We start from the raw sequence: 20,733 nt of genomic DNA, 5'->3' as shown, positions 1-20,733 counted from the left end.
CCGTGCAGACCATCGACGACCTGGGCGACCTCACCGGCAAGCGCGTCCTGGTCCGCAGCGACCTGAACGTGCCGCTCGACGGTGCGACGATCACCGACGACGGCCGCATCCGTGCGAGCCTGCCGACCCTGAAGCGGCTGGCCGACGCGGGCGCGAAGGTCCTCGTGACCGCTCACCTCGGGCGCCCCAAGGGCACGCCGGACCCGGCCTACACGCTGAAGCCGGTCGCCGAGCGTCTCGCGGAGCTGCTCGGCAGCCCGGTGCTGTTCGCGGGCGACACCGTGGGTGAGGAGGCGCGCCACATCAGTGCCGCCCTGACCGACGGCCAGGTCGCGGTGCTGGAGAACGTCCGCTTCAACGCGGGCGAGACCAGCAAGGACGACGCCGAGCGCGGCGCGTTCGCCGACGAGCTCGCGTCGCTCGCCGACGTGTTCGTCTCCGACGGCTTCGGCGTCGTGCACCGCAAGCAGGCCAGCGTCTACGACGTCGCCACGCGGCTGCCTGCTGCGGTCGGCGGGCTCGTGCAGGCCGAGGTCGAGGTGCTCCGTCGTCTGACCGACACCCCGGAGCGTCCCTACGTCGTCGTCCTCGGTGGGTCGAAGGTCTCCGACAAGCTCGGCGTCATCGACAACCTGCTCGACAAGGCCGACACGCTGCTCATCGGCGGCGGCATGGTGTTCACCTTCCTCGCGGCCCAGGGCCACGGGGTCGGCTCGTCACTGCTCGAGGCCGACCAGCTCGAGGTCGCGCGCGGCTACATCAAGCGCGCGGCCGAGCAGGGCGTCGAGCTCGTGCTGCCGACCGACGTGGTCGTCGCGCCGGCGTTCTCCGCCGACGCCCCGGCCACCGTCGTGGCCGCCGACGCGATCCCCGACGACCAGATGGGCCTCGACATCGGCCCGGACTCGGCGAAGGCGTTCGCCGAGCACGTCCGCGGGGCCCGCACGGTGTTCTGGAACGGCCCCATGGGCGTGTTCGAGTTCCCCGCGTTCGCCAACGGCACCCGAGCCGTCGCGGAGGCGCTGACCCAGACCGACGGCCTGTCGGTCGTCGGTGGTGGCGACTCGGCCGCCGCCGTGCGCCAGCTGGGCTTCGCCGACGAGGCGTTCGGCCACATCTCCACCGGCGGCGGTGCGAGCCTGGAGTATCTCGAAGGCAAGACCCTCCCGGGTCTGGCCATCCTGGAGGAGACGTCATGACCCGCACGCCCCTGATGGCCGGCAACTGGAAGAGCAACCTCAACCACCAGGAAGCCGTGGTGCTGGTCCAGAAGCTCGCCTGGACGCTGCAGGACAAGAAGCACGACTTCGAGAAGGCCGAGGTCGTCGTGGTCCCGCCGTTCACCGACATCCGCAGCGTGCAGACGCTGATCGACGGTGACCACCTCTCGATCCGCTACGGCGCGCAGGACGTCTCCGAGCACGACGGCGGCGCGTACACCGGCGAGATCTCCGCTGCCATGCTGGCCAAGCTCGGCTGCTCCTACGTGGTCGTCGGGCACTCCGAGCGGCGCGAGCACCACGCCGAGAGCGACCAGGTCGTCAACACCAAGGCGGTCAAGGCCATCGCGGCCGGCATCACGCCGATCGTGTGCGTCGGCGAGGGCCTCGAGGTCCGTCAGTCGGGCGAGCACGTCGCGTACACGCTGGCCCAGGTCGACGGCTCCCTGGCCGGCCTGACGGCCGAGCAGGTCGCCGACCTGGTGGTCGCGTACGAGCCCGTCTGGGCCATCGGCACGGGCGAGGTCGCCACCCCGGACGACGCCCAGGAGGTCTGCGCGGCGATCCGATCGCGTGTTGCGGAGACCTTCTCGTCCGAAGCCGCCGAGTCGTTGCGTATCCTGTACGGAGGATCGGTCAAGGCGGCGAACGTCGCGTCGATCATGGCCCAGCCCGACGTGGACGGGGCCCTGGTCGGTGGCGCAAGTCTCCAGGCGGACGAGTTCGCGGGCATCGCCCGCTTCTACGCACTGCCCTCGACCGGCGCCTGAGCCCGATCCCACCCGTTCCCCGAAACCGGAAGTCACCTCCGTGATCCTGATCTTCTCTGCCGTGCTGGTGATCTGCAGCCTGCTGCTGATCCTGCTCGTGCTCATGCACAAGGGCCGGGGCGGAGGCCTGTCCGACATGTTCGGCGGCGGCGTCTCGAGCTCGCTGGGTGGTTCGTCCGTCGCCGAGCGCAACCTCGACCGCATCACCGTCGGCATCGCCGTCGTGTGGTTCGTCTCGGTGTTCGCCCTCGGCCTTCTGCTGAAGGTGAGCAACTAGTGGCCACGGGAGCAATCCGCGGAAGTCGTATCGGCTCCGGACCCATGGGTGAGGCGGAGCGCGGCGAAGCCGCCCCCCGCCAGCGCATCCAGTACTTCTGTGCGAACGACCACGAGACGTCGCTGATGTTCTCGATCGAGGCCGAGGTGCCCGAGTCGTGGGACTGCCCGCGCTGCGGCCTGCCGGCGAGCGTCGACGCCGAGAACCGCCCCACGGCCAAGAAGACCGAGCCGTACAAGACGCACCTGGCCTACGTGAAGGAGCGCCGCTCCGAGGAGGAGGCCAAGCAGATCCTCGACGAGGCGCTCGACCTCCTGCGCACGCGCCGCAAGTCAGGCGACCTGATCTTCTAGAGCTGGTCGGTCGGGATCCTCGAGGCCGCGGCGGCGTCGACGATCCAGGCCGTCTCGGCGCGCCCTCGCACGCCGCGGGCCGGGGTCTCGTGCACGGAACCCTCCGGCGCGAGGGCCCGGGCGATCGCCTCGGCCTTGCCGTCGCCCGAGGCGACGAACCAGACGGCGTCGGCGGCGTTCAGCGTCGGGAACGTGAGCGAGATGCGCTCGGCCGGCGGCTTCGGCGATCCGAAGACCTCCACCGCGCGGCGCTCGACCTCGTCGAGCTGCTCGAAGCCGGGGAACAGGGAGGCGACGTGCCCGTCGGGGCCGACGCCGAGCAGCACGACGTCGAAGGCGTCGGGCAGCGTCGCGGCGTAGGCGTCGGCGGCCTCGGCCAGGCTCAGGTCGCACCCGTGGGCGGGTGCGGCGTGGATGCGCTCGTCCGGGACCTCGAGGCGGTCGAGGAACGCCTCGCGTGCCTGCTGGTCGTTGCGGTCGGCGTGACCCTCGGGGACGAAGCGCTCGTCGCCCCACCACAGGTCGACCCGCGTCCAGTCGACGTCGGGGTTGGCGCCCAGGAGCCGGTAGGCGTCGTTGGCGATCGTGCCACCCGTCAGGGCGACACGCGGCACGACCCCACCAGTCTGCAGCAGGGCGAGGCGCGTCTCGAGCGCCTGGGCCAGCGTGGCAGCGGCGTCGTCGACGACAGCGGCGGAGCTCATGCGAGGGCCTCTCGGAGACGGGCGAGACCGGACTCGACGTCGGTCAGGTGGAGCCGCAGCACGGGGCGGCCGCGGTCGGTGAGGACGTGACCGTCGCCGACGGCCTGTGCGGTGATGAACTGGCCGAAGGAGAAGTCGCGGCCGGGCACCTCGAGGTCGGGGGCCGGCGTGCCGGTGACCTGCAGGAACGATCCGGTCGGCGTGCCGCCCTTGTGGTACTGCCCCGTGGAGTGCAGGAAGCGGGGTCCCCACCCGAAGGTGACGGGTCGGCCGATCTTGAGGCTCAGCGGCGAGCGCACCTGGGCGAGGCCGGCGTGCGTCCAGCGGTCGAGGTAGACCTGCAGCGCGAGGTAGCCGAGCGGCTCCCGCACGGAGGCGAAGAGCTCGGCGAGCGCCTCCTCGACCGTGGTGGCCGTCGTGCCGAAGAGCTCGATGTCGCCGTCGACGGTAGCCGGCGACGGCAGCTCGACGTCGTCGCCCAGGAGACCGCGGGCGGCCTTCTTCGCGCTCTCGACGTCGGGCTGGTCGAAGGGGTTGATGTCGATGATCTCTCCGGCGACGGAGGTCGCGATCTCCCACAGAATCATCTGCGACCCGAGCGGGAGGTCGACGGCCGCCGCGTAGCCGGACGGCGCGTCCGGCACGACCTCGGTGCCGATCGCGACGACCAGGCAGTCCGGGGTGATCGCGCCGAGGGCGTCCGGCGTGGTGACGACCGGCAGGATGCCGCGGTCGTGCTTGCCGGTGGACTCCGCCACGAGCTGCTCGATCCAGTCACCGATGCCGGTGCCCGTGTGGTCGACCAGCACGAGCTTGTCGACGTCGTTGTCGGCGGCCACGCCCAGCAGCACGCCGAGCCGCAGCGCGAGGTTCTCGACCGAGTCGGTGAGGTAGTCGTCGTGGACCGCCGCAGCCTGCTCCAGCAGGCCTGCGAGAGGGACGCCGGCCAGTCCACAGGGCACCAGGCCGAAGGCCGTGAGGGCGGAGTAGCGGCCCCCGACCTGCGGGTCGGCGCGGAAGACCCGGTATCCGGCCGCGGTCGCGTACTCGTCGAGGGGGGAGCCCGGGTCGGTCACGATGACCAGGTGGTCCTTCGCCGAGAGCCCGGCGTCCTCGTAGGCCTGCTCGAACGTGCGACGCTGGCTGTCGGTCTCGACGGTGCCACCGGACTTGCTGGCGACGACGACGACCGAGGTGGCCAGTCGGTCGCCGACGGCCTGGCGGACCATCGCGGGATCGGAGGAGTCGAGCACCGTGAGCTCGACACCGGCCGTGGCGCAGATGACCTCCGGGGCCAGCGACGACCCGCCCATGCCGCACAGCACGACGTGGTCGAGTCCCGAGGCGCGGAGGTCGTCGCGGGCAGCGGCGATGCGGGGGAGCAGGGGGCGGGAGGTCTTGGCGAGATCGACCCAGGCCAGACGCTTCGCGGCCTCCTCCTCCGCCCCGCGGCCCCACAGCGTGTGGTCGCGGGCGGCCAGGCGGGACGCGAACCGGTCGTCGACGAGCCGGCGCAGGACGGCCTCGTAGCTCTTGACCGGGGCGGCGACGTGGACGACGCCCATGCTCAGGCCTCGTCCAGCGCGTCGCTCACGGTCTGCACGAGCTCCGCCCAGGAGTCGTCGAACTTCTGCAGGCCTTCGTCCTCGAGCTTCTTGACGACCTCGTCGTAGTCGATGCCGGCCTCGGCGAGCTGGTCGATGACCTGCTGCGACTCGGCCTCGGTACCGGTGACCGTGTCACCCCGGACCTCACCGTGGTCGGCGAAGGCCTGGAGAGTCTTCTCGGGGACCGTGTTGACGGTGCCGGCCACGACGAGGTCGCTCAAGTACAGCGTGTCAGGCAGGTCGGGGTTCTTCACCCCGGTGGACGCCCAGAGCGGACGCTGCGGACGAGCACCCTGCTGGGCGAGTGCCGCGAACCGCTCGCCGCCGAAGACCTCGGCGTAGGCCGCGTAGGCGAGGCGGGCGTTCGCCAGCCCTGCCTTGCCGCGCAGCGGGCTGTCCTCGGGAAGGCGCGCATCGACCTCGGAGTCGACGCGGCTGATGAAGAACGACGCCACCGAGTGGATCGTCGACAGGTCACGGCCCTCGGCCGCGGCCTGCTCCAGGCCGTAGAGGTAGGCATCCATCACGGCGCCGTAGCGCTCGATGGCGAAGATCAGGGTCACGTTGACGCTGATGCCCTTCGCGATGGTGGCGGCGATCGCCGGCAGGCCCTCCTCGGTCGCCGGGATCTTGATCAGGAGGTTGGGACGGTCGACCCGTGCCCACAGCTTCTGGGCGAGGGCGACCGTCGAGTCGGTGTCGCGGGCCGCGCCCGGATCGACCTCGATCGAGACCCGGCCGTCGACGCCGTCGGTGCTCTCGTAGACGGGACGGAGGACGTCGCAGGCCTCCTGGACGTCGGTCGTCGTGAGCTCGAAGATCGTGTCGTCGACCGCGGTGCCGGCCGCCTTCAGCTCGGCCACCTGGGCGGCGTAGCGCTCACCGTTGGCCAGGGCCGCCGCGAAGATCGTGGGGTTGGTCGTGACACCCACGACGCTGCTCTCGGCCACGAGCTCGGCCAGGTTGCCCGAGGCCAGGCGCTCGCGGGAGAGGTCGTCGAGCCAGATCGAGACGCCGGCGTCGGACAGGGCCTGCAGTCGTGCGTTCATGGTGCTCCTTGGCGATCAGAGAGGGATCAGTGGGAGGAGGTGTCGGGCAGCACGGGTCCGGACGGACGGGCGAAGACCGGGACACCCCCGGTGTGGGCGGAGGCCTCGATCGACTCCTTGGCCGCCGCGGCGACGGCGTCGGCGGTGATGCCGAACTCGTCGTAGAGGCGCTGGTAGTCGGCCGAGGCGCCGAAGTGCTCCAGACCGACGATGCGGCCGGCGTCGCCGACCACGTCGCGCCAGCCGAACGAGACACCCGCCTCGACGACCACGCGGGCACGCAGGGCCGGCGGGATGACGCTGTCGCGGTACGCGGCGTCCTGCGCCTCGAACCACTCGCGCGACGGCATCGAGACCACGCGGGCGTCGATGCCCTCGGCCGCGAGCTGCTCGCGCGCCGCGACGGCGAGCTTCACCTCGGAACCGGTGCCCACGAGGACGACGTCGGGCTCGCCGTTGGCCGCGTCGACCAGGACGTACGCGCCCTTCGCGGTGAGCGAGGCGTCGCCCCACCCCTCGCCACGGGGGAAGACCGGAAGGTTCTGGCGGCTCAGCGCCAGGGCGGCCGGCGCCTGGTGCTCGAGGATCTCGCGCCACGCGGCGACGGTCTCGTTCGCGTCGGCCGGTCGGACCACCGCGAGGCCCGGGATCGCGCGCAGCGAGGCGAGGTGCTCGACCGGCTGGTGGGTCGGTCCGTCCTCGCCGAGGCCGATCGAGTCGTGCGTCCACACGTACGTGACCGGCAGCTGCTGGAGCGCGGCCAGACGGACGGCGGGGCGCATGTAGTCGCTGAAGACCAGGAACGTGCCGCCGTACGGACGGGTGGGACCGTGCTGGACGATGCCGTTGAGGATCGAGCCCATCGCGTGCTCGCGGATGCCGAAGTGCAGCACCCGGCCGTACCAGTCGCCGGAGAACTTGCCGGTCGAGCGGCGCGGCGGCAGGAAGGACGGCTCGCCCTTCGGCGTGGTGTTGTTCGAGCCGGCGAGGTCGGCCGAGCCGCCCCACAGCTCGGGCAGCTTCGGTGCGGCGGCCGTGAGGAACTCGCCAGAGGCGACGCGGGTGGCGACGCCCTTCTCGTCGGCCTCGTAGACCGGCAGGTCGGCGTCCCAGCCGTCGGGGAGGGTGTGCGACTTCAGGCGGTGGAGCAGCTCGTCGCGCTCGGGGTTGGCGGCCTTCCACGCGGCGTACTGCTCGTCCCAGGCGGCGCCCGCCGCAGCCCAGCGGTCGCGGGCCTGGTGCACGTGCGCGAGGACGTCGTCCTCGACGATGAACGTCTGGTCGGTGGGGAAGCCCAGGAGCTCCTTGGTGGCCGCGATCTCGTCGGCGCCGAGCGCGGACCCGTGCGAGGCGCCCGTGTTCTGCGCGTTCGGCGCGGGCCAGGCGATGATCGTGCGCAGCACGATGATGCTGGGGCGCGAGGTCTCGGCCTTCGCGGTCTGGATCGCGTCCCAGAGTGCAGGCACGTCCTCGTGGTAGCTGCCGGTCGAGGTCCAGTCGACGGTCTGGACGTGCCAGCCGTACGCGGCGTAGCGGGCGGCGACGTCCTCGCTGAAGGCGACGTCGGTGTCGTCCTCGATCGAGATGCTGTTGTCGTCGTAGATCAGGGTCAGGTTGCCGAGCTCCTGGTGGCCCGCGAGCGAAGACGCCTCGGCCGAGACGCCCTCCTGCAGGTCGCCGTCCGAGGCGAGCACGTAGACGTGGTGGTCGAACGGGCTCTCGCCGGCCGGGGCCTCCGGGTCGAACAGGCCCCGCTCGCGGCGGGCCGCCATCGCGAAGCCGACCGCGTTGGCGATGCCCTGGCCGAGGGGGCCGGTCGTGACCTCGACGCCGGGGGTGTGCTTGTACTCGGGGTGACCGGGGGTCTGGCTGCCCCAGGTGCGCAGGCTCTTCAGGTCGTCGAGCCCCAGGGGGTATCCCGCGAGGAAGAGCTGCACGTACTGCGTGAGGCTCGAGTGACCGCACGACAGGATGAATCGGTCGCGACCGATCCAGTCTGGATCGGCGGGGTCGTGCCGCATGACCTTCTGGTAGAGCAGGTAGGCGGCCGGAGCGAGGCTCATCGCCGTTCCGGGGTGACCGTTCCCGACCTTCTGCACCGCGTCCGCGGCCAGAAGTCGTGCGGTGTCGACCGCACGGGAATCGAGATCGGACCAGTCGAGCGTGGTGCTGTCGACGGAGGGGGCAGAGGTCACGAAAGAGCTCCTCGAGAAGGCGGAACGTGGGTCGCCCCGTTCTGGGCGACGCCGTCACGTCGAGCCTACTCGGGTGGCTTAGACTTTGACGTGTGAGTCTCGTCGATGCGGAACAGCAGAAGGTCGAGACGTCGTCCCGCGACGTCGTCGGTGCCTACATCGCTCTGATGAAGCCCCGCATCATCGAGCTGCTCCTCCTGACGACGGTGCCGGTGATGTTCCTCGCCGCCCGGGACGTACCCGACCTGTGGCTCGTCGTCGCGACCGTCGTCGGCGGCACGCTGTCGGCCGGCAGCGCCAACGCGCTCAACTGCGTGGTCGACGCCGACATCGACCAGAAGATGAACCGCACTAAGCGTCGCCCGCTCGTGCGCCACCAGGTCTCCACCCGGAGCGCCCTGGTGTTCGGCCTGGTGCTCGGTGTCGTCTCCACGCTCTGGCTCGGGTTCTTCGTCAACTGGCTCTCGTCGCTGCTCGCCCTGACCGCCAACGTCTTCTACGTGGTCGGCTACACGATGCTGCTCAAGCGCCGCACGTCGCAGAACATCGTCTGGGGCGGCGCCGCCGGTTGCTTCCCCGCGATGATCGGCTGGACCGCGGTCACGAACGAGCTCGCCTGGACGCCCGTCGTGCTGTTCCTGATCGTGTTCTTCTGGACGCCGCCGCACTTCTGGTCACTCGGCATGCGGTACCGCGAGGACTACGCCGCGGCCGACGTCCCGATGCTGCCGTCGGTCACGAGCTCGCGCGAGGTCGGTCGCCAGATCGTGGCGTACTCCTGGATCATGTTCGCGACCTCGCTGGCGCTGTGGCCCGTGGCCGGCATGGGCTGGTTCTACCCGGCCACCGCGATCGTGCTCGGCATCGTGTTCCTCGTCGAGGCGTACGACCTGCAGAGCCGCGCCCGCGACACCGAGGACCTCAGCATCATCAAGCCGATGCGCCTGTTCCACTTCAGCAACGCGTACTTGGCGCTGCTGTTCGTGGCGGCGGCGGCCGACCCCTTCATCCACGGCGCCCTGATCGGCTGACCGTCGTGATCCCGTCGGACTGGGTACCGCGACGGCGGTCCGGTGACGGCGAGACGATCGGCTACGTCGAGATGGTCGGTGATGACGTGGTGCCGCGTGGCCTCGTCGGCAACGCCCTGGCAGGTCCGACCCCGGACTGGGACGTCGCGGAGCAGGTGGTCGACGACGTCGCGATGCGCCAGCTCGGCGAGAAGTGGGTGCTCACGACCGACGAGGGGCACGAGCTCACGGTCGTGGTGCTGGAGATCGATCCCACACGGGTCGTGGTCGGCCACGCTGCCTCCGCTCAGGTGGTCGGCCGTCCGGCCGAGGACGGCTGGCGGATCGAGGTGCCGACCGACCGCCTGCGTCCGCTCTGAGCCTCAGAACGTGATGCGCCAGCTCGCGACGTCGATCGCGAAGTACGAGACGACCAGCGCACCGGTGTAGATCGTCGACACGGCAGCCGCGGCCGCGATCTTCACGACCACGGACCGGCCGACCGTCGCGCCGAAGCCCACCGCTGCGGCCCAGCCGAGCACCGCTTCCGCCGGGGGGACGTAGACGGCCACACCGAGGATCCGCGCCGTGTCGCCCGTCGGCTCCCAGAGGCCGACGACCGGAGCCAGCAGCTCGGCGACCGCGAACACCGCGAAGGCGGCCACGGCGGCCCGGCCCGGCCGCAGGTCCGCCGCCACGAGGGCGATGAAGAGGGGCGCGACCCACATCAGAGCCATCGCCACCGGGACGATGTCGTCCATGCGCGGGCCACCCTGGTCGGGGAAGGCGAGCGTTCCGAGGACGTCCGCGAGGATCCAGTCGGGCAGCACCTGGAACACCGACACGAGGCTGAGGAACCCGACGAGCGGCAGCAGGTCGGTCCGCCGGCAGGAGTACGCGAGGCCTGCGACGTACGCCACGACCGTGGCGAGCACGGCCCAGCCGCGAGCGGGGGTCTCCAGGGAGAGCGCGATCGTGCCCAGGACGGCCAGGCCCACGTGGGGCAGGACCAGAGGTCGCAGGTCGCGGCGCGTGCCGGGGGTGGTCGTGGTGTCGGTCGTCACACCGGGATGCTAGCGGCCTGCTGAGGAGCGGGCTGGTCCTTTCGGACGTCGACGGCCCGGACCAGCACCCAGGTGGCGGCCGCCATGAGCACCGCGGCGCCGACGAGGTGGGCGGCGACCAGCGCGATCGGCAGGTCGTTGAAGTACTGGACGTAGCCGATCAGGCCCTGCGCCAGCTCGACGCCGAGGAGGGTCGCCACCGGAACGAGCAGTCGGGTGCGTCGCACGACCACCAGCAGCACGACCGTGACGGCGACCAGCGTCCACACCGAGAGCGCGTGGATGCGGCTCCACAGCTCCGGGTCGAACCCGTTGCGCTCGGTCGAGGCGTCGCCGGCGTGGGGGCCGCTCCCCGTGACGACCGTGCCGAGGACGATGGCGAGCCAGGCGACCAGGTACGTCAGCAGGGCCAGGCGGTGTCCCGCGCCGGTGGCGGCGCCCTGCGGGCGAGCGGTGACGCGGTGGAGCAGCAGCACCGACCCGGACACCAGGGCCATCGACACGAGCAGGTGCGCGGAGACGATCCAGGGGTTGAGCCCCGTCAGGACGGTGATGCCGCCCAGGATCGCCTGCGCGGGGATGCCGAGGGCCAGGACCGTGGCGAGGCGGCGGACGGTCCGGTTCGTGCCGCTCCAGCGTCGGACGGCGACGAAGGTGCCGATCGCGACGACCACCAGCACGTACGTGAGCAGCCGGTTGCCGAACTCGATGGCGCCGTGGATGCCGAGCGAGCTGTGCGGGACGAAGGACTCCTCGGTGCACCGCGGCCACTCGGGGCACCCGAGGCCTGAGCCCGTGAGCCGCACGACACCGCCGGTGAAGATGATGACCGAGTTCGCGACCACGGACGCCCACGCCCAGCGCTCGACGTGGTCGAAGAGACGCAGGAACGTCACCCAGAGTCGTTGCCAGAGCGGCTGGTCCATCGGTGTCACTCCCACTTGAAGCTGCGGATCGTGGCGAGTCCCGCGACGGCGGCCCAGCCCAGGAGCACCAGGAGGGGCACCAGGCCGGAACCGCCGGCGAAGACCTCGCGGAGTCCCTCGCCGAGCGCACCCGACGGGACGATCTCCATGACCTGACGTGCTCCCTCGGGGTACCGCGACAGCGGCACCATGAGCCCGCCACCGACGAGGAGGAGCACGTACACGAGGTTGGCGACGGCGAGCGTGGCCTCGGCACGCAGGGTGCCGGCGATCAGCAGCCCGAGAGCACCGAAGGCGACCGTTCCGGCGATGACGAGCAGGACGGCCCAGATCCAGGCGACGGCACCGCCGTGGGGCTCCCATCCGAGGGCGAGCGCGGTCGGCACGAGGACGGCGAGCTGGATCGCCTCGACCGCGGCGACGGCGCCGACCTTGCCGAGCAGCAGGACCGAGCGGGGGAGCGGTGACGCCCCGAGCCGCTTCAGCACGCCGTAGCGGCGGTCGAAGCCGGTGCTGATCGCGAGCGAGGTGAAGGAGGTCGAGAGGACGGCCAGGGCCAGCACGCCCGGCGCGATGATGTCGATCGTCCGTCCGGGGCCGAGGTCGACGACCTGGTCGGCGCGCGTGCCCATCACGAGCAGCAGCAGCGGGATGACCAGGGTCAGCAGCACCTGCTCGCCGTTGCGGAGCATGAGCTTGAGCTCCATGCCGGCCTGCGCGCGCAGCATGGCGCCCAGGGGAGCGGAGCCGGGCTTTGGCGTGACGTCGAGGCTCATCGCAGGCTCCTCCCGGTGAGGTCGAGGAAGCGGTCCTCGAGGGTCTGCCGCTCGACCAGGATCGACTCCGGGAGCACGCCGCGACCCGCGCACCAGGCGGTGAGGGTCGCGAGCATGGCGGGATCGACGTCTCCGGCGACGACGTAGGAGCCGGCGACACGCTCCTCGACCTTCGTGCCGTCGGGCAGCGCCTGCATGAGGTCGACGACGTCGAGACCCGCTCGAGCGGTGAAGCGAATCGTGTTGCGGGCGGACTCGCGGGTCAGGTCGGCGGGCGTGCCACTGGCGATCACGCGACCTGAGTCGATGATGTGGATGGTGTCGCTGAGGTGCTCGGCCTCGTCCATGAAGTGCGTCGTGAGCACGGTCGTGACGCCGTGGTCACGGAGCTCGGTGACGAGCTCCCAGGTGGCGCGACGGGCCTGAGGGTCGAGACCGGCGGTGGGCTCGTCGAGGAAGAGGAGCTCCGGACGGCCGATGATCGCCATCGCGAGCGAGAGGCGCTGCTGCTGTCCGCCCGACAGCCGCCGGTAGGGCGTCCGTCCGCACGACGCGAGCCCGAGGCGCTCCACCAGGGCGTCGACGTCGAGCGGGTGGGCGTGCAACGACGCGATGTGGCGGAGCATCTCGTGCGCGCGGGAACCCGACCACGCGCCGCCCGACTGCAGCATCACGCCGATGCGCGGGCGCAGCGAGGGGTCGCGTGGGTCGAGGCCGAGGACCGACACCGAGCCGGACTGCACGGCCCGGAAGCCCTCGCAGGTCTCGACCGTGGTGGTCTTGCCCGCGCCGTTGGGGCCGAGGATCGCGGTGACGGAACCGACCGGGACGGTCAGATCGAGGTGGTCGACTGCCTGCGTCTCGCCGTAGGTCATGACGAGATCGCGGATCTCGACGGCGGGAGCTGGCACCGGGACAGTCTAGGTGGGCCACCTCGGACCGACCGACGAGAGGCAGGCCTTGCCCGGTGGTCCTCACGATGTGTGCCCTTCGAGGGGTTCTGCAGCGCCATCAGCACCCCCGCGCGCACACATCGTGCAGACGGACCCCGCGGAACGCACACATCCCGCGGCGGGGATGGTTCGCGTCGGCGCGCCGCCCTAGGCTGACGGACGTGGACCTTCCTGTGATGCCGCCGGTCACGCCGATGCTCGCGAAGTCGACGCCGCGCGTGCCGGCTGCCGATGCCGTCGACGGTGGCTACCTCTACGAGCCCAAGTGGGACGGGTTCCGGTGCCTGGTCTTCCGCGACGGCGACGAGGTCGAGCTGACGAGCCGCTCCACCAAGCCGCTCACGCGGTACTTCCCCGACGTCGTGGCTGCGGTGCTCGAGCAGCTGCCCGAGCGGTGCGTGCTCGACGGTGAGCTCGTGGTCACGCAGGGCGACCGGCTCGAGTTCGACCTGCTGAGCCAGCGCATCCATCCCGCCGAGTCGCGTGTGAACGAGCTCGCCGTCACGATGCCGGCGAGCCTGGTCGCCTTCGACCTGCTCGCCGAGGGCGACACCTCCTACCTCGATGCCCCGCTGCAGGAACGCCGCGCACGCCTCGAGCAGCTGCTCGAGGGTGCCGCGAGCCCGATCCATCTCACCCGGGTGACGCACGACGCCGCCGAGGCCGAGCAGTGGTTCTACCAGTTCGAGGGAGCCGGCCTCGACGGTGTCATGGCCAAGCAGCTCGCCTCGCCGTACGTGCCCAACGGCCGCACGATGCTGAAGGTCAAGCACGCGCGCACGGCTGACGTCGTCATCGCGGGCTACCGCCTGCACAAGACGTCGACCGACGACCAGCCGCTGCTCGGCTCGATGCTGCTCGGGCTCTTCGCGTCCGACGGGTCGCTGCACCACGTCGGGGTGGCGGCATCGTTCACGGCCGCTCGTCGCGCCGAGCTCGTCGACGAGCTCGCCCCTGACGTCGTCGACCTGGCCGACCACCCCTGGGCCGAGATCGAGATGGGCCAGAACCGCTGGTCCTCCGGGAAGGACCTCTCCTTCGTGCCCCTGGCGCCGGTGTGCGTCGCCGAGGTCGGGTACGAGCACATGGAGGGTCCGGGGGAGCAGGCCCGGTTCCGGCACACGGCGCAGTTCAAGCGGTGGCGGCCTGATCGCGAGCCCGACTCGTGCACGTACGCCCAGCTGGAGGAGGTCGTTGGGTACCGGCTGTCGGAGGTGCTGCGATGAGCATCCACGACGACGCCGTGGTGCACCCGTCCTCGGCCGAGGAGTGGGGTGCCTGGCTCGCGCAGAACCACGCGAGCGCGCGAGGCGTCTGGGTGCGCATCGACGACCGCACGGGTCGCGACGGTCGCCTGTCGTACGAGGACTCGGTGTGCGAGGCGCTCCGCTGGGGCTGGGTCGACGGCCAGACGCGATCGGGTGCTGAGCTCGGGTCGCAGATCCGGTTCACGCCTCGCCGGTCCCGCAGCGCGTGGGCAGCGACCAACAAGGCGCGGGTCGCGCGCCTTGAGGCCGAGGGTCGCCTCCAGCCGCCTGGTGTGGCGGTGATCGCCGCGGCCAAGGCCAACGGCATGTGGTCGGTGCTCGACGGTCCCGAGGCGGGTCTCGAGCCCGCGGAGCTGACCGTCGCGCTCGACGCCCAGCCCGCGGCGCGCGACTTCTGGGACGGGCTGTCGGTCAGCGCCCGCAAGTACGCACTGACGCAGATCGCCCTGGCGCGCAAGGACGAGACCCGTCTGGCCCGCATCTCGAAGACCGTCGACCAGTGCGCCGCCGGCGTGCGACCCGACCGCTGAGGAGGAACGAGTCGTGGACCATCACTACGCCGTCGACGTGGCCTGGCAGGGCAATCGAGGCACCGGCACCAGCGGCTACCGCGAGTACGGCCGCGACGTGCTCGTGCGTGCCTCCGGCAAGCCCGACCTGGCCGGCTCTGCTGACGTCCCCTTCCGGGGCGCTGCCGACCGCTGGAATCCCGAGGAGCTCCTGCTCGCCGCCCTGGCCCAGTGCCACCTGCTGTCCTACCTGCACTCTGCGGTGCAGCACGGCGTCGTCGTCGTCGGCTACACCGACGACGCGGTGGGCACGATGGAGCAGGTCGGTCAGGGTGGGCGCTTCACGTCCGTCACGCTGCGACCTCGGGTCACCATCACGGACGCGGCGATGACCGACGTGGCGCTGGCGATCCACGCCGAGGCGAGCGAGAACTGCTTCATCGCCGCCTCGGTGAGCTTCCCCGTCCTGCACGAGCCGGTCGTGGCGGTCGCGGACGACGTCAGCTGACGCGTTCGGCGATCCCGGGATAGCTCGTGATCAGCCCCGCGGCGTCGTACTGCAGCTCGCAGGCGAAGTCGAAGGTCGCCGAGGTGTAGGCGTACCGGCCGGCGTCGTCGAGCCGCGTGTAGGTCTGCTCGAGACGTTCGACGCGCAGGTCGTCGGCGCGGATGAAGGCAGCCGGCACGCTCACCGTCTCGCCGATCCGGAGCCCGAGACGGCGAACGGGGAGGAGGTTGGTCACGCTCGACGACTCGAGGTCGACGTCGATGCAACCGTCCAGGTCGGGACGAGTGGCCCCTCCGACCAGCCAGCCGTCGGTGCGGCGCTCGAGCACCACCTCGAGGTCTCCGGTGGCGGTACGGGCCGTCGCGCGCACGTGGCGGGTGCGCCATGCCTCGTCGGTCGCGACGTCGTAGCCGACCGACCACGCGCGCCCGGCTTCGACCGCCGTGGTGTGCCCGCGCAGTCGATGGCCTGTGACGAGGGCCGAGTGGAACAGGACCTCGAACCGGTCGCGGGCCCCGACGTGGCGCCAGGTCGCGTGGTCGGGGAGGGCGAGAGGAACCACGGCCTAGTACCGGCCGTCACCGTCGGCGAGGCGCCGCAGCTGAGCGATCAGCGCGTCGGACGGCTCGATCTCATCGGTGCTCAGCCCACGACGGATGTCGTCGGGCAGCGTGGCCACGCCGTCGGCGTCGAGCGACTTGACCTCCTCGTGGAGGTCGAGCATCAGCCCGTCGAGCGCGTGGGCCGTGTCGGCGGCGTCGCGGAGGCGGTCCGCGAGGTCGGCCGGCACCGCGCCGCGGTACTTGTAGTGGATCTTGTGCTCGAGGCTCGCCCAGAAGTCCATCGCGATGGTGCGCAGCTGCACCTCGACCGTCACCGGGAGCGGCCCGTCGGTCAGGTGGACCGGCACCTCGATGAGGGCGTGAAGGCTGCGGTAGCCGTGGGGCTTCGGTTCCTGGATGTAGTCGCGCACGTCGAGCACCGTGATGTCGCTCTGCGACGTCAGCAGCTCGAACACGTGGTAGACGTCCGACACGAAGCTGCACGTGACCCGCACGCCGGCGATGTCGGTGATGGTCTCGCGGATCGAGGAGAACGTCGGCTCCGAGCCCTTGCGCTGCATCTTCTCGGCGATGCTGTCGGGGCTCTTCAGCCGGGACGCGATGTTCTCGATCGGGTTGCTGTCGTGCATCAGGGTGAACTCGTCGCGCAGGATCGTCAGCTTCGTGACGACCTCCTCCATCGCGAAGCGGTGGGGGAGCATGAAGCGCATGAAGTCCTGGCGCAGGGCGCGCATGTCGTCGAAGCGCACCAGTGCATCGTCGTCACCGCGGGCGACACGGGGCTGAGGAGTCTGCACCCCCACAGGGTAGGCCGGTCGGCTGAGAAGTGCCTCGGGGCCAACCTGTGCCTAGGCTCCCGCGCATGTCCGCGACCCTGACTCTCCTGTGAACTCGCTCGAGCGGCTCTGGCTCGTCGAGGGGAGTACCTCGTGAACGAGGTGCTGCCTGGAGTGCGGTCGAGAGGCCGCCGGAACGCCTGAACCTGCTCCGGCAGGTGAACATCACGATCTGAGCCCGGGATTTCCGCCCCTGGTGGACCCCGGGCTCAGTATCGTGAGCGCATGGATTTCCAGGTGTTCTGGTGGTCGCTCGCCGCCGCAGGGTTCGTGATCGAGGCCGTGGGCGCGTGGGGCATCTACGACCTCTCCAAGCTTCCCGAGCCCGCCTGGCAGGCCGCCGGCAAGGACCGCGTCACCTGGATGATCCTGTTCGCGGTGCTCGGACCGTTCGTGCTGCCGTTCTACGTGCCGGTGCGGGCCGCCGTCCGGCGTGCTCAGGCGGAGCTCCCGCCGCCCGTCCCGTGGGGCCATCAGCCGGCACCTCCCGGGGTGTTCGTGCACTCCCACCACGAGTGAGGTCGCGGTGACGAACGAACCCTCGCCGCGTGCAGGCGACGACCTTCCCGAGTGGGCCACGGCTGCTCCTGACCCGGTGCACCTCGCCGACGCCGGCCACGGACCGCTCGTCGTGGGCGGGATCCTGCTCCTGCTCGTCAGCGTCGTCCTGGTCGGCGTGGAGGCGTGGCACCTGCTCGACGGCATCCCGGACGCCGAGCCAGAGACGGTGTGGGAGCGGCTGGGGTGGCCGATGGTGCCGGGCGTGGTCGGGCTGTTCGCGCTGCTCGAAGTCTGGCGCCGCAACCGGTCCATCGACCTGTGACGGACGAGTCCGCGGCGCGGCGTCGCGTGCGACTCGAGACCACCGTCCTGGGTCTTCTGGTCGTGAGTGCACTGGTGCTGCTCGTCGTGACGGCGCTCGGTGGACTGTCCGGGTCCACGGCGACGATCCTCGGTCTCGCCGTCGGCGCCGCGCCGTTCCTGCTGAACCTCGGGCAGAAGGAGCGGGAGAAGGAGGCGGCCGATCGCGACGTGGTGCTCCCACAGGGAGTCACCACCCCTCCCCGGATGCCGTTCGCCGTGTCGGTCGTGCTGTGGCTGGCGCTGGCGGCCGTGCTGGTCTACACGTTCTTCGGCCTGCTCTCCGCAGGTCAGCGGTCGGCGTTCGAGCCGTTCGCGCCGGCGGTCGCGCTCGTGGGCCTCGTCGGTCTCCAGATGGGCCGTGTCGACGCGGCGCGCCGGAAGCTGTACATGGCTCCGCGTCTGCCCGTGTCCAGGTAGGTCGCGCCCGCGCCGCCCGTCGTGGCTACCGGTTCAGCTCGGCGAGGACGGCCATCACGAAGGCGTCGACGTCATCGTCGGGAGCTCCTCGCCGCGGGGCGCGGAAGTACGGGACGGGAACGGCCTCGTCCCCCGCCTCGATGACCAGGTCCGACCGCACGGTGAAGCTGCCGACGACCTCGCTGCGGAGCGTGTCGAGGTTCTCCAGCCGGTAGGCCGCCGCCTCGATGGAGCTCGAGGTCACCTCGACCGAGCTCGGCCCGGCTCCGAACGGGTCCTCCCACTCGCCTCGACCCCGGGCGACGACGCGGACGAGGCGCTTGGGCAGCAGACCCGTGTACACGACGGCCGACCCGCCCTCGGGCAGTTCCTGCCGCTCCGCCATCTCCGCGAGCGGTGCCGCTGCCCCGGAGGTGGCGACGAGGTAGGGCGCCCAGACCGACTGGTGCGTGATGCGACCGTCCGGACCGAGTCGTCGCAGCCGATCCCTGACGTCTTCTCCTGCGATCTCCACGACCACTCCTCCCGTGCCCCGACGTCGCCACGCTATCGAGGGGAGGTGCGTCAGCGCTTCTTGCCCTCCGCGGAGGCCTTGAAGATGGTCAGGACCCTCGCGGCTGCCGCGCCGACGATGGCGACCGGGAGCGTCACGTAGGCCCAGGCGCGATCGAGCGTGCCCTGCTCGACCAGCACCAGCACGACGACGACGGCCGCGACGACCAGCACGATCGCGATCATCGCGAAGCGCCACGACCCGTGGCCGAAGCCGAGCCGCCCGCGCAGCGGGTGCCGATGGACCTTCTCGCCGGTCGCGTCCGGCACCGGGCTCCGATGCGTTCGATCTGGATCCTTCATCGCCGCCTCCTGTGCGTCACCGAGGGAGTACCCGGCCCCGGAGGGTTGAAGCGGATGGTCGCGATCACGCCGGACGGAGCTGGTGCGCGCCCAGCCATGCCAGGTGCGCCGTGACTCGGCCGGATCCGTCGGTGAGGGGGGAGGTCCAGACGACGTGGGCCTCCCAGCCCTTCACCCCGCGGCACCATCCCAGGATGAGGCCCGGGTACTCCAGCACGGCATGCTTCGAGCGCAGCTCCGTGAGATTGACCCAGACGTGCGCGTGCTTCGGCACGGTCGGCACCTCGATGCCGGAGCCATCGGCCTCGACGGCTCCGTAGCCGGATCGTGTTCCATCGGGGGCCTCCACCGCACCATTAGAACACGCGTTCGAGCGTTCGTGAGAGATGTGATCTTCTCGACATGGACGGGCGTGTGTTGATCAGCGTCGCTACGTTCTTCGAGTGATTGACGATGAACCCAGCGGTGCTATCGCTGATGCTCGAGCGGTCGTGAGTGAGTGGCTCGACGAACCGGGAGACCCGCTGGAACAGCTCGAGAAGCTGCGGCTGCTCCGGGGAGCGATGGGCGAGCTGGAGGCCGCCATCTCTGCCCGCCACGCCGCCGCTGTGCGAGGCCTGATCGAGGTTCACGGCACCACCGTCGCGGCACTTCGCCTGAAGGTTCATCCTTCCGAGCTCTTCGCGCTCGCCCGCGAGGCCTGAGGCCCGAGGCCTGCCGTCCCTCGTCCTGGCCCGGATCCGCATCGGCGGCGTGCTCGATGCTCCCGCGACGCCCACCCTGTGTGCTCAAGGTGGACGCCAGTGATGACGTACCCCTGTCGCGACGGCCCAGACCGATTCGGGCTCCCGGGTCTTCGCGCCAGCGTCGCTGGCTCACGTCACTCGGACTCCTTGCGCGCCTTGCTCGGCTGCACACGCTTCGGCTCGCCCGGCATCTTCGGATAGTCCGGGGGATAGGGCATCTCGGTCGGGTCCTCGGCCCAGAGGTCGAGCAAGGGGGTGAGGTCGTGGGCGACGTCGTCGATCTCGGCCCAGGCGTCGCCCTGGGAGGCGAGGAGGTCCGGGACCGTGCCGAGGTGGAACTGGCGGGGGTCCTCGATGCCGGGCAGGTCGTCCCACGACACCGGGAACGAGGCGGGCGCCCCGGGCTTCGGACGCAGGCTGTAGGCGCTGGCGATCGTGCGGTCGCGGGCGTTCTGGTTGAAGTCGACGAAGATCTTCGAGCCGCGCTCCTCCTTCCACCACGCGGTCGTCACGCCGTCGTGGCGCTTCTCGAGCGCACGTCCGACGGCGATCGCCGCGTGACGCACCGAGGTGACGGTCCAGCGCGGCTGGATGCGCACGAACACGTGGACGCCGCGGTTGCCGCTGGTCTTCACGAACGCGCGGACACCGAGCTCGGCGAGCAGCTCGCGGGTGGCGAGCGCAGCGTCGACGGCGTCGTGGAAGTCGGTGCCGTCCTGCGGATCGAGGTCGATGCGCAGCTCGTCGGGACGGTCGACGTCGGCGCGGCGCATCGCCCACGGGTGGAACGTGATGGTGCCCATGTGGGCCGCCCATGCCAGGTCCGCGGTCTGAGTCGGACAGATCTCCTCCGCGGTGCGGCCGGACGGAAAGTACACCTGCACCGTCGGCACGTGCGAGGGAACGCCCTTCGGCACCCGCTTGGAGTAGAAGGCGTCGCCCTGACCCTGCGACGACGTGAGCCTCATGCCCTCGCGGACGCCCTTGGGCCAGCGCTCGAGGGCGGTCGGCCGGTCGCGCAGGGCTCGCAGCAGACCGTCACCCACTGCGACGACGTACTCGACGACCTGCAGCTTGGTGAACTCCGGTGTCGTGTCCGTCGCCTCGAACACGACCCGGTCGGGACTGGACACGCGCACCGCGATGCCATCGGCATCGATCTCCGTCGCCTTGGCCGCCATGGCCAGCAGCCTACGCGCGCAGGCGGGGCAGATGAGGTCTGCCTCACTGAGGCGAACCTTCGTTGAACGGGCGGAATCAATA

27 protein-coding genes are annotated in these 20,733 nt (G+C 70.9%); 13 read left to right on the top strand and 14 right to left on the bottom strand.

The window, feature by feature from the left end; genetic code table 11:
* Positions 1-2: 2 nt before the first annotated feature.
* From pgk to LO931_RS13000, 4 genes are read left to right on the top strand one after another with little or no spacing between them, the layout of a single operon-like run.
* On the top strand, positions 3-1,199 hold the full coding sequence (gene pgk / locus LO931_RS13015; protein ID WP_229054147.1) for a phosphoglycerate kinase: 1,197 nt from the start codon (positions 3-5) through the stop codon (positions 1,197-1,199).
* Complete coding sequence (gene tpiA, locus LO931_RS13010; RefSeq protein ID WP_229054146.1) at positions 1,196-1,990, top strand: triose-phosphate isomerase; 795 nt, start codon at positions 1,196-1,198, stop codon at positions 1,988-1,990. The genes pgk and tpiA overlap by 4 nt, the downstream gene beginning before the upstream one ends.
* Before the next feature lie 40 nt (positions 1,991-2,030).
* On the top strand, positions 2,031-2,267 hold the full coding sequence (secG, locus tag LO931_RS13005; RefSeq protein ID WP_229054145.1) for a preprotein translocase subunit SecG: 237 nt from the start codon (positions 2,031-2,033) through the stop codon (positions 2,265-2,267).
* Positions 2,267-2,620 (top strand): RNA polymerase-binding protein RbpA, encoded by a 354-nt coding sequence (locus LO931_RS13000; protein WP_255657928.1) that lies wholly within the window; start codon positions 2,267-2,269, stop codon positions 2,618-2,620. Before secG ends, LO931_RS13000 begins: the two co-directional genes overlap by 1 nt.
* Here LO931_RS13000 and pgl read toward each other — a convergent pair.
* From pgl to tkt, 4 genes are read right to left on the bottom strand one after another with little or no spacing between them, the layout of a single operon-like run.
* Complete coding sequence (gene pgl / locus LO931_RS12995; RefSeq protein WP_229054143.1) at positions 2,617-3,324, bottom strand: 6-phosphogluconolactonase; 708 nt, start codon at positions 3,322-3,324, stop codon at positions 2,617-2,619. The genes LO931_RS13000 and pgl overlap by 4 nt on opposite strands.
* The gene (locus LO931_RS12990) at positions 3,321-4,889 is read right to left on the bottom strand and encodes a glucose-6-phosphate isomerase (protein WP_229054142.1); all 1,569 of its coding nucleotides are present in this window, start codon (positions 4,887-4,889) and stop codon (positions 3,321-3,323) included. The genes pgl and LO931_RS12990 overlap by 4 nt, the downstream gene beginning before the upstream one ends.
* A gap of 2 nt (positions 4,890-4,891) precedes the next feature.
* Positions 4,892-5,980, bottom strand: a complete 1,089-nt coding sequence (gene tal / locus LO931_RS12985) for a transaldolase (protein ID WP_229054141.1) — start codon at positions 5,978-5,980, stop codon at positions 4,892-4,894.
* 26 nt (positions 5,981-6,006) lie between these two features.
* Positions 6,007-8,175 (bottom strand): transketolase, encoded by a 2,169-nt coding sequence (gene tkt, locus LO931_RS12980; protein WP_229054140.1) that lies wholly within the window; start codon positions 8,173-8,175, stop codon positions 6,007-6,009.
* A 92-nt stretch (positions 8,176-8,267) separates the two neighbouring features.
* On the opposite strand from tkt, the gene LO931_RS12975 reads away from it, so the two are divergent.
* Together LO931_RS12975 and LO931_RS12970 are read left to right on the top strand one after the other, a co-directional pair.
* Positions 8,268-9,206, top strand: a complete 939-nt coding sequence (locus tag LO931_RS12975) for a heme o synthase (RefSeq protein ID WP_229054139.1) — start codon at positions 8,268-8,270, stop codon at positions 9,204-9,206.
* A gap of 5 nt (positions 9,207-9,211) precedes the next feature.
* Positions 9,212-9,565, top strand: a complete 354-nt coding sequence (locus LO931_RS12970) for a hypothetical protein (protein WP_229054138.1) — start codon at positions 9,212-9,214, stop codon at positions 9,563-9,565.
* A 3-nt stretch (positions 9,566-9,568) separates the two neighbouring features.
* On the opposite strand, the gene LO931_RS12965 is transcribed toward LO931_RS12970, so the two are convergent.
* From LO931_RS12965 to LO931_RS12950, 4 genes are read right to left on the bottom strand one after another with little or no spacing between them, the layout of a single operon-like run.
* Positions 9,569-10,249 carry a hypothetical protein gene (locus LO931_RS12965; protein ID WP_229054137.1) on the bottom strand — a complete coding sequence of 227 codons (681 nt, stop codon included), beginning with the start codon at positions 10,247-10,249 and terminating at the stop codon, positions 9,569-9,571.
* A complete protein-coding gene (locus LO931_RS12960) occupies positions 10,246-11,175 on the bottom strand; it encodes a heme A synthase (protein ID WP_229054136.1) in 930 nt (309 codons plus the stop codon). Before LO931_RS12960 ends, LO931_RS12965 begins: the two co-directional genes overlap by 4 nt.
* Before the next feature lie 5 nt (positions 11,176-11,180).
* Positions 11,181-11,951 carry an ABC transporter permease gene (locus tag LO931_RS12955; RefSeq protein ID WP_229054135.1) on the bottom strand — a complete coding sequence of 257 codons (771 nt, stop codon included), beginning with the start codon at positions 11,949-11,951 and terminating at the stop codon, positions 11,181-11,183.
* Positions 11,948-12,862, bottom strand: coding sequence for an ABC transporter ATP-binding protein (locus LO931_RS12950; protein ID WP_229054134.1), 915 nt, complete (start codon positions 12,860-12,862; stop codon positions 11,948-11,950). Before LO931_RS12950 ends, LO931_RS12955 begins: the two co-directional genes overlap by 4 nt.
* Positions 12,863-13,065: 203 nt before the next feature.
* On the opposite strand from LO931_RS12950, the gene LO931_RS12945 reads away from it, so the two are divergent.
* The 3 genes from LO931_RS12945 to LO931_RS12935 are packed head-to-tail and all read left to right on the top strand — an operon-like array spanning position 13,066 to position 15,189.
* Positions 13,066-14,130, top strand: a complete 1,065-nt coding sequence (locus LO931_RS12945; RefSeq protein WP_229054133.1) for an ATP-dependent DNA ligase — start codon at positions 13,066-13,068, stop codon at positions 14,128-14,130.
* On the top strand, positions 14,127-14,702 hold the full coding sequence (locus tag LO931_RS12940; protein ID WP_229054131.1) for a YdeI family protein: 576 nt from the start codon (positions 14,127-14,129) through the stop codon (positions 14,700-14,702). The genes LO931_RS12945 and LO931_RS12940 overlap by 4 nt, the downstream gene beginning before the upstream one ends.
* Before the next feature lie 13 nt (positions 14,703-14,715).
* Complete coding sequence (locus LO931_RS12935; protein WP_229054129.1) at positions 14,716-15,189, top strand: OsmC family protein; 474 nt, start codon at positions 14,716-14,718, stop codon at positions 15,187-15,189.
* Here LO931_RS12935 and LO931_RS12930 read toward each other — a convergent pair.
* A complete protein-coding gene (locus LO931_RS12930; RefSeq protein ID WP_229054127.1) occupies positions 15,182-15,751 on the bottom strand; it encodes a putative glycolipid-binding domain-containing protein in 570 nt (189 codons plus the stop codon). The two genes, LO931_RS12935 and LO931_RS12930, sit on opposite strands and share 8 nt — an antisense overlap.
* A 3-nt stretch (positions 15,752-15,754) precedes the next feature.
* Positions 15,755-16,549 (bottom strand): GTP pyrophosphokinase family protein, encoded by a 795-nt coding sequence (locus tag LO931_RS12925; protein ID WP_229054126.1) that lies wholly within the window; start codon positions 16,547-16,549, stop codon positions 15,755-15,757.
* Positions 16,550-16,813: 264 nt separating this feature from the next.
* Here LO931_RS12925 and LO931_RS12920 point away from each other — a divergent pair, with 264 nt between their 5' ends.
* Genes LO931_RS12920 through LO931_RS12910 form a run of 3 tightly spaced genes read left to right on the top strand, consistent with a single transcriptional unit; the run spans position 16,814 to position 17,869 of the window.
* Entirely contained in the window at positions 16,814-17,107 is a 294-nt protein-coding gene (locus LO931_RS12920; RefSeq protein ID WP_229054124.1) for a hypothetical protein, read from the top strand.
* 7 nt (positions 17,108-17,114) lie between these two features.
* A complete protein-coding gene (locus LO931_RS12915) occupies positions 17,115-17,411 on the top strand; it encodes a hypothetical protein (protein ID WP_229054122.1) in 297 nt (98 codons plus the stop codon).
* On the top strand, positions 17,408-17,869 hold the full coding sequence (locus LO931_RS12910; protein WP_229054121.1) for a hypothetical protein: 462 nt from the start codon (positions 17,408-17,410) through the stop codon (positions 17,867-17,869). Before LO931_RS12915 ends, LO931_RS12910 begins: the two co-directional genes overlap by 4 nt.
* Before the next feature lie 25 nt (positions 17,870-17,894).
* Here LO931_RS12910 and LO931_RS12905 read toward each other — a convergent pair whose 3' ends face one another.
* The 3 genes from LO931_RS12905 to LO931_RS12895 all read right to left on the bottom strand — a co-directional run bounded on the left by LO931_RS12905 (position 17,895) and on the right by LO931_RS12895 (position 19,073).
* Positions 17,895-18,383 carry a hypothetical protein gene (locus tag LO931_RS12905; protein ID WP_229054119.1) on the bottom strand — a complete coding sequence of 163 codons (489 nt, stop codon included), beginning with the start codon at positions 18,381-18,383 and terminating at the stop codon, positions 17,895-17,897.
* Positions 18,384-18,433: 50 nt separating this feature from the next.
* The gene (locus LO931_RS12900; protein WP_229054117.1) at positions 18,434-18,724 is read right to left on the bottom strand and encodes a hypothetical protein; all 291 of its coding nucleotides are present in this window, start codon (positions 18,722-18,724) and stop codon (positions 18,434-18,436) included.
* 64 nt (positions 18,725-18,788) lie between these two features.
* On the bottom strand, positions 18,789-19,073 hold the full coding sequence (locus LO931_RS12895; protein WP_229054116.1) for a hypothetical protein: 285 nt from the start codon (positions 19,071-19,073) through the stop codon (positions 18,789-18,791).
* Between the two features lie 94 nt (positions 19,074-19,167).
* Between LO931_RS12895 and LO931_RS12890 the strand changes: the two genes are divergently transcribed.
* Entirely contained in the window at positions 19,168-19,428 is a 261-nt protein-coding gene (locus LO931_RS12890; protein WP_229054115.1) for a hypothetical protein, read from the top strand.
* A gap of 176 nt (positions 19,429-19,604) precedes the next feature.
* Here LO931_RS12890 and LO931_RS12885 read toward each other — a convergent pair whose 3' ends face one another.
* Positions 19,605-20,651, bottom strand: a complete 1,047-nt coding sequence (locus LO931_RS12885; RefSeq protein ID WP_229054114.1) for a DNA polymerase domain-containing protein — start codon at positions 20,649-20,651, stop codon at positions 19,605-19,607.
* Positions 20,652-20,733 lie beyond the last annotated feature (82 nt).

The sequence above is a fragment of the Aeromicrobium sp. Leaf350 genome (assembly GCF_916858655.1).
GTDB lineage: Bacteria > Actinomycetota > Actinomycetes > Propionibacteriales > Nocardioidaceae > Aeromicrobium.
The sequence above is the reverse complement of the archived record's forward strand: the minus strand, read 5'-3'. Positions and strand labels throughout refer to the sequence as shown.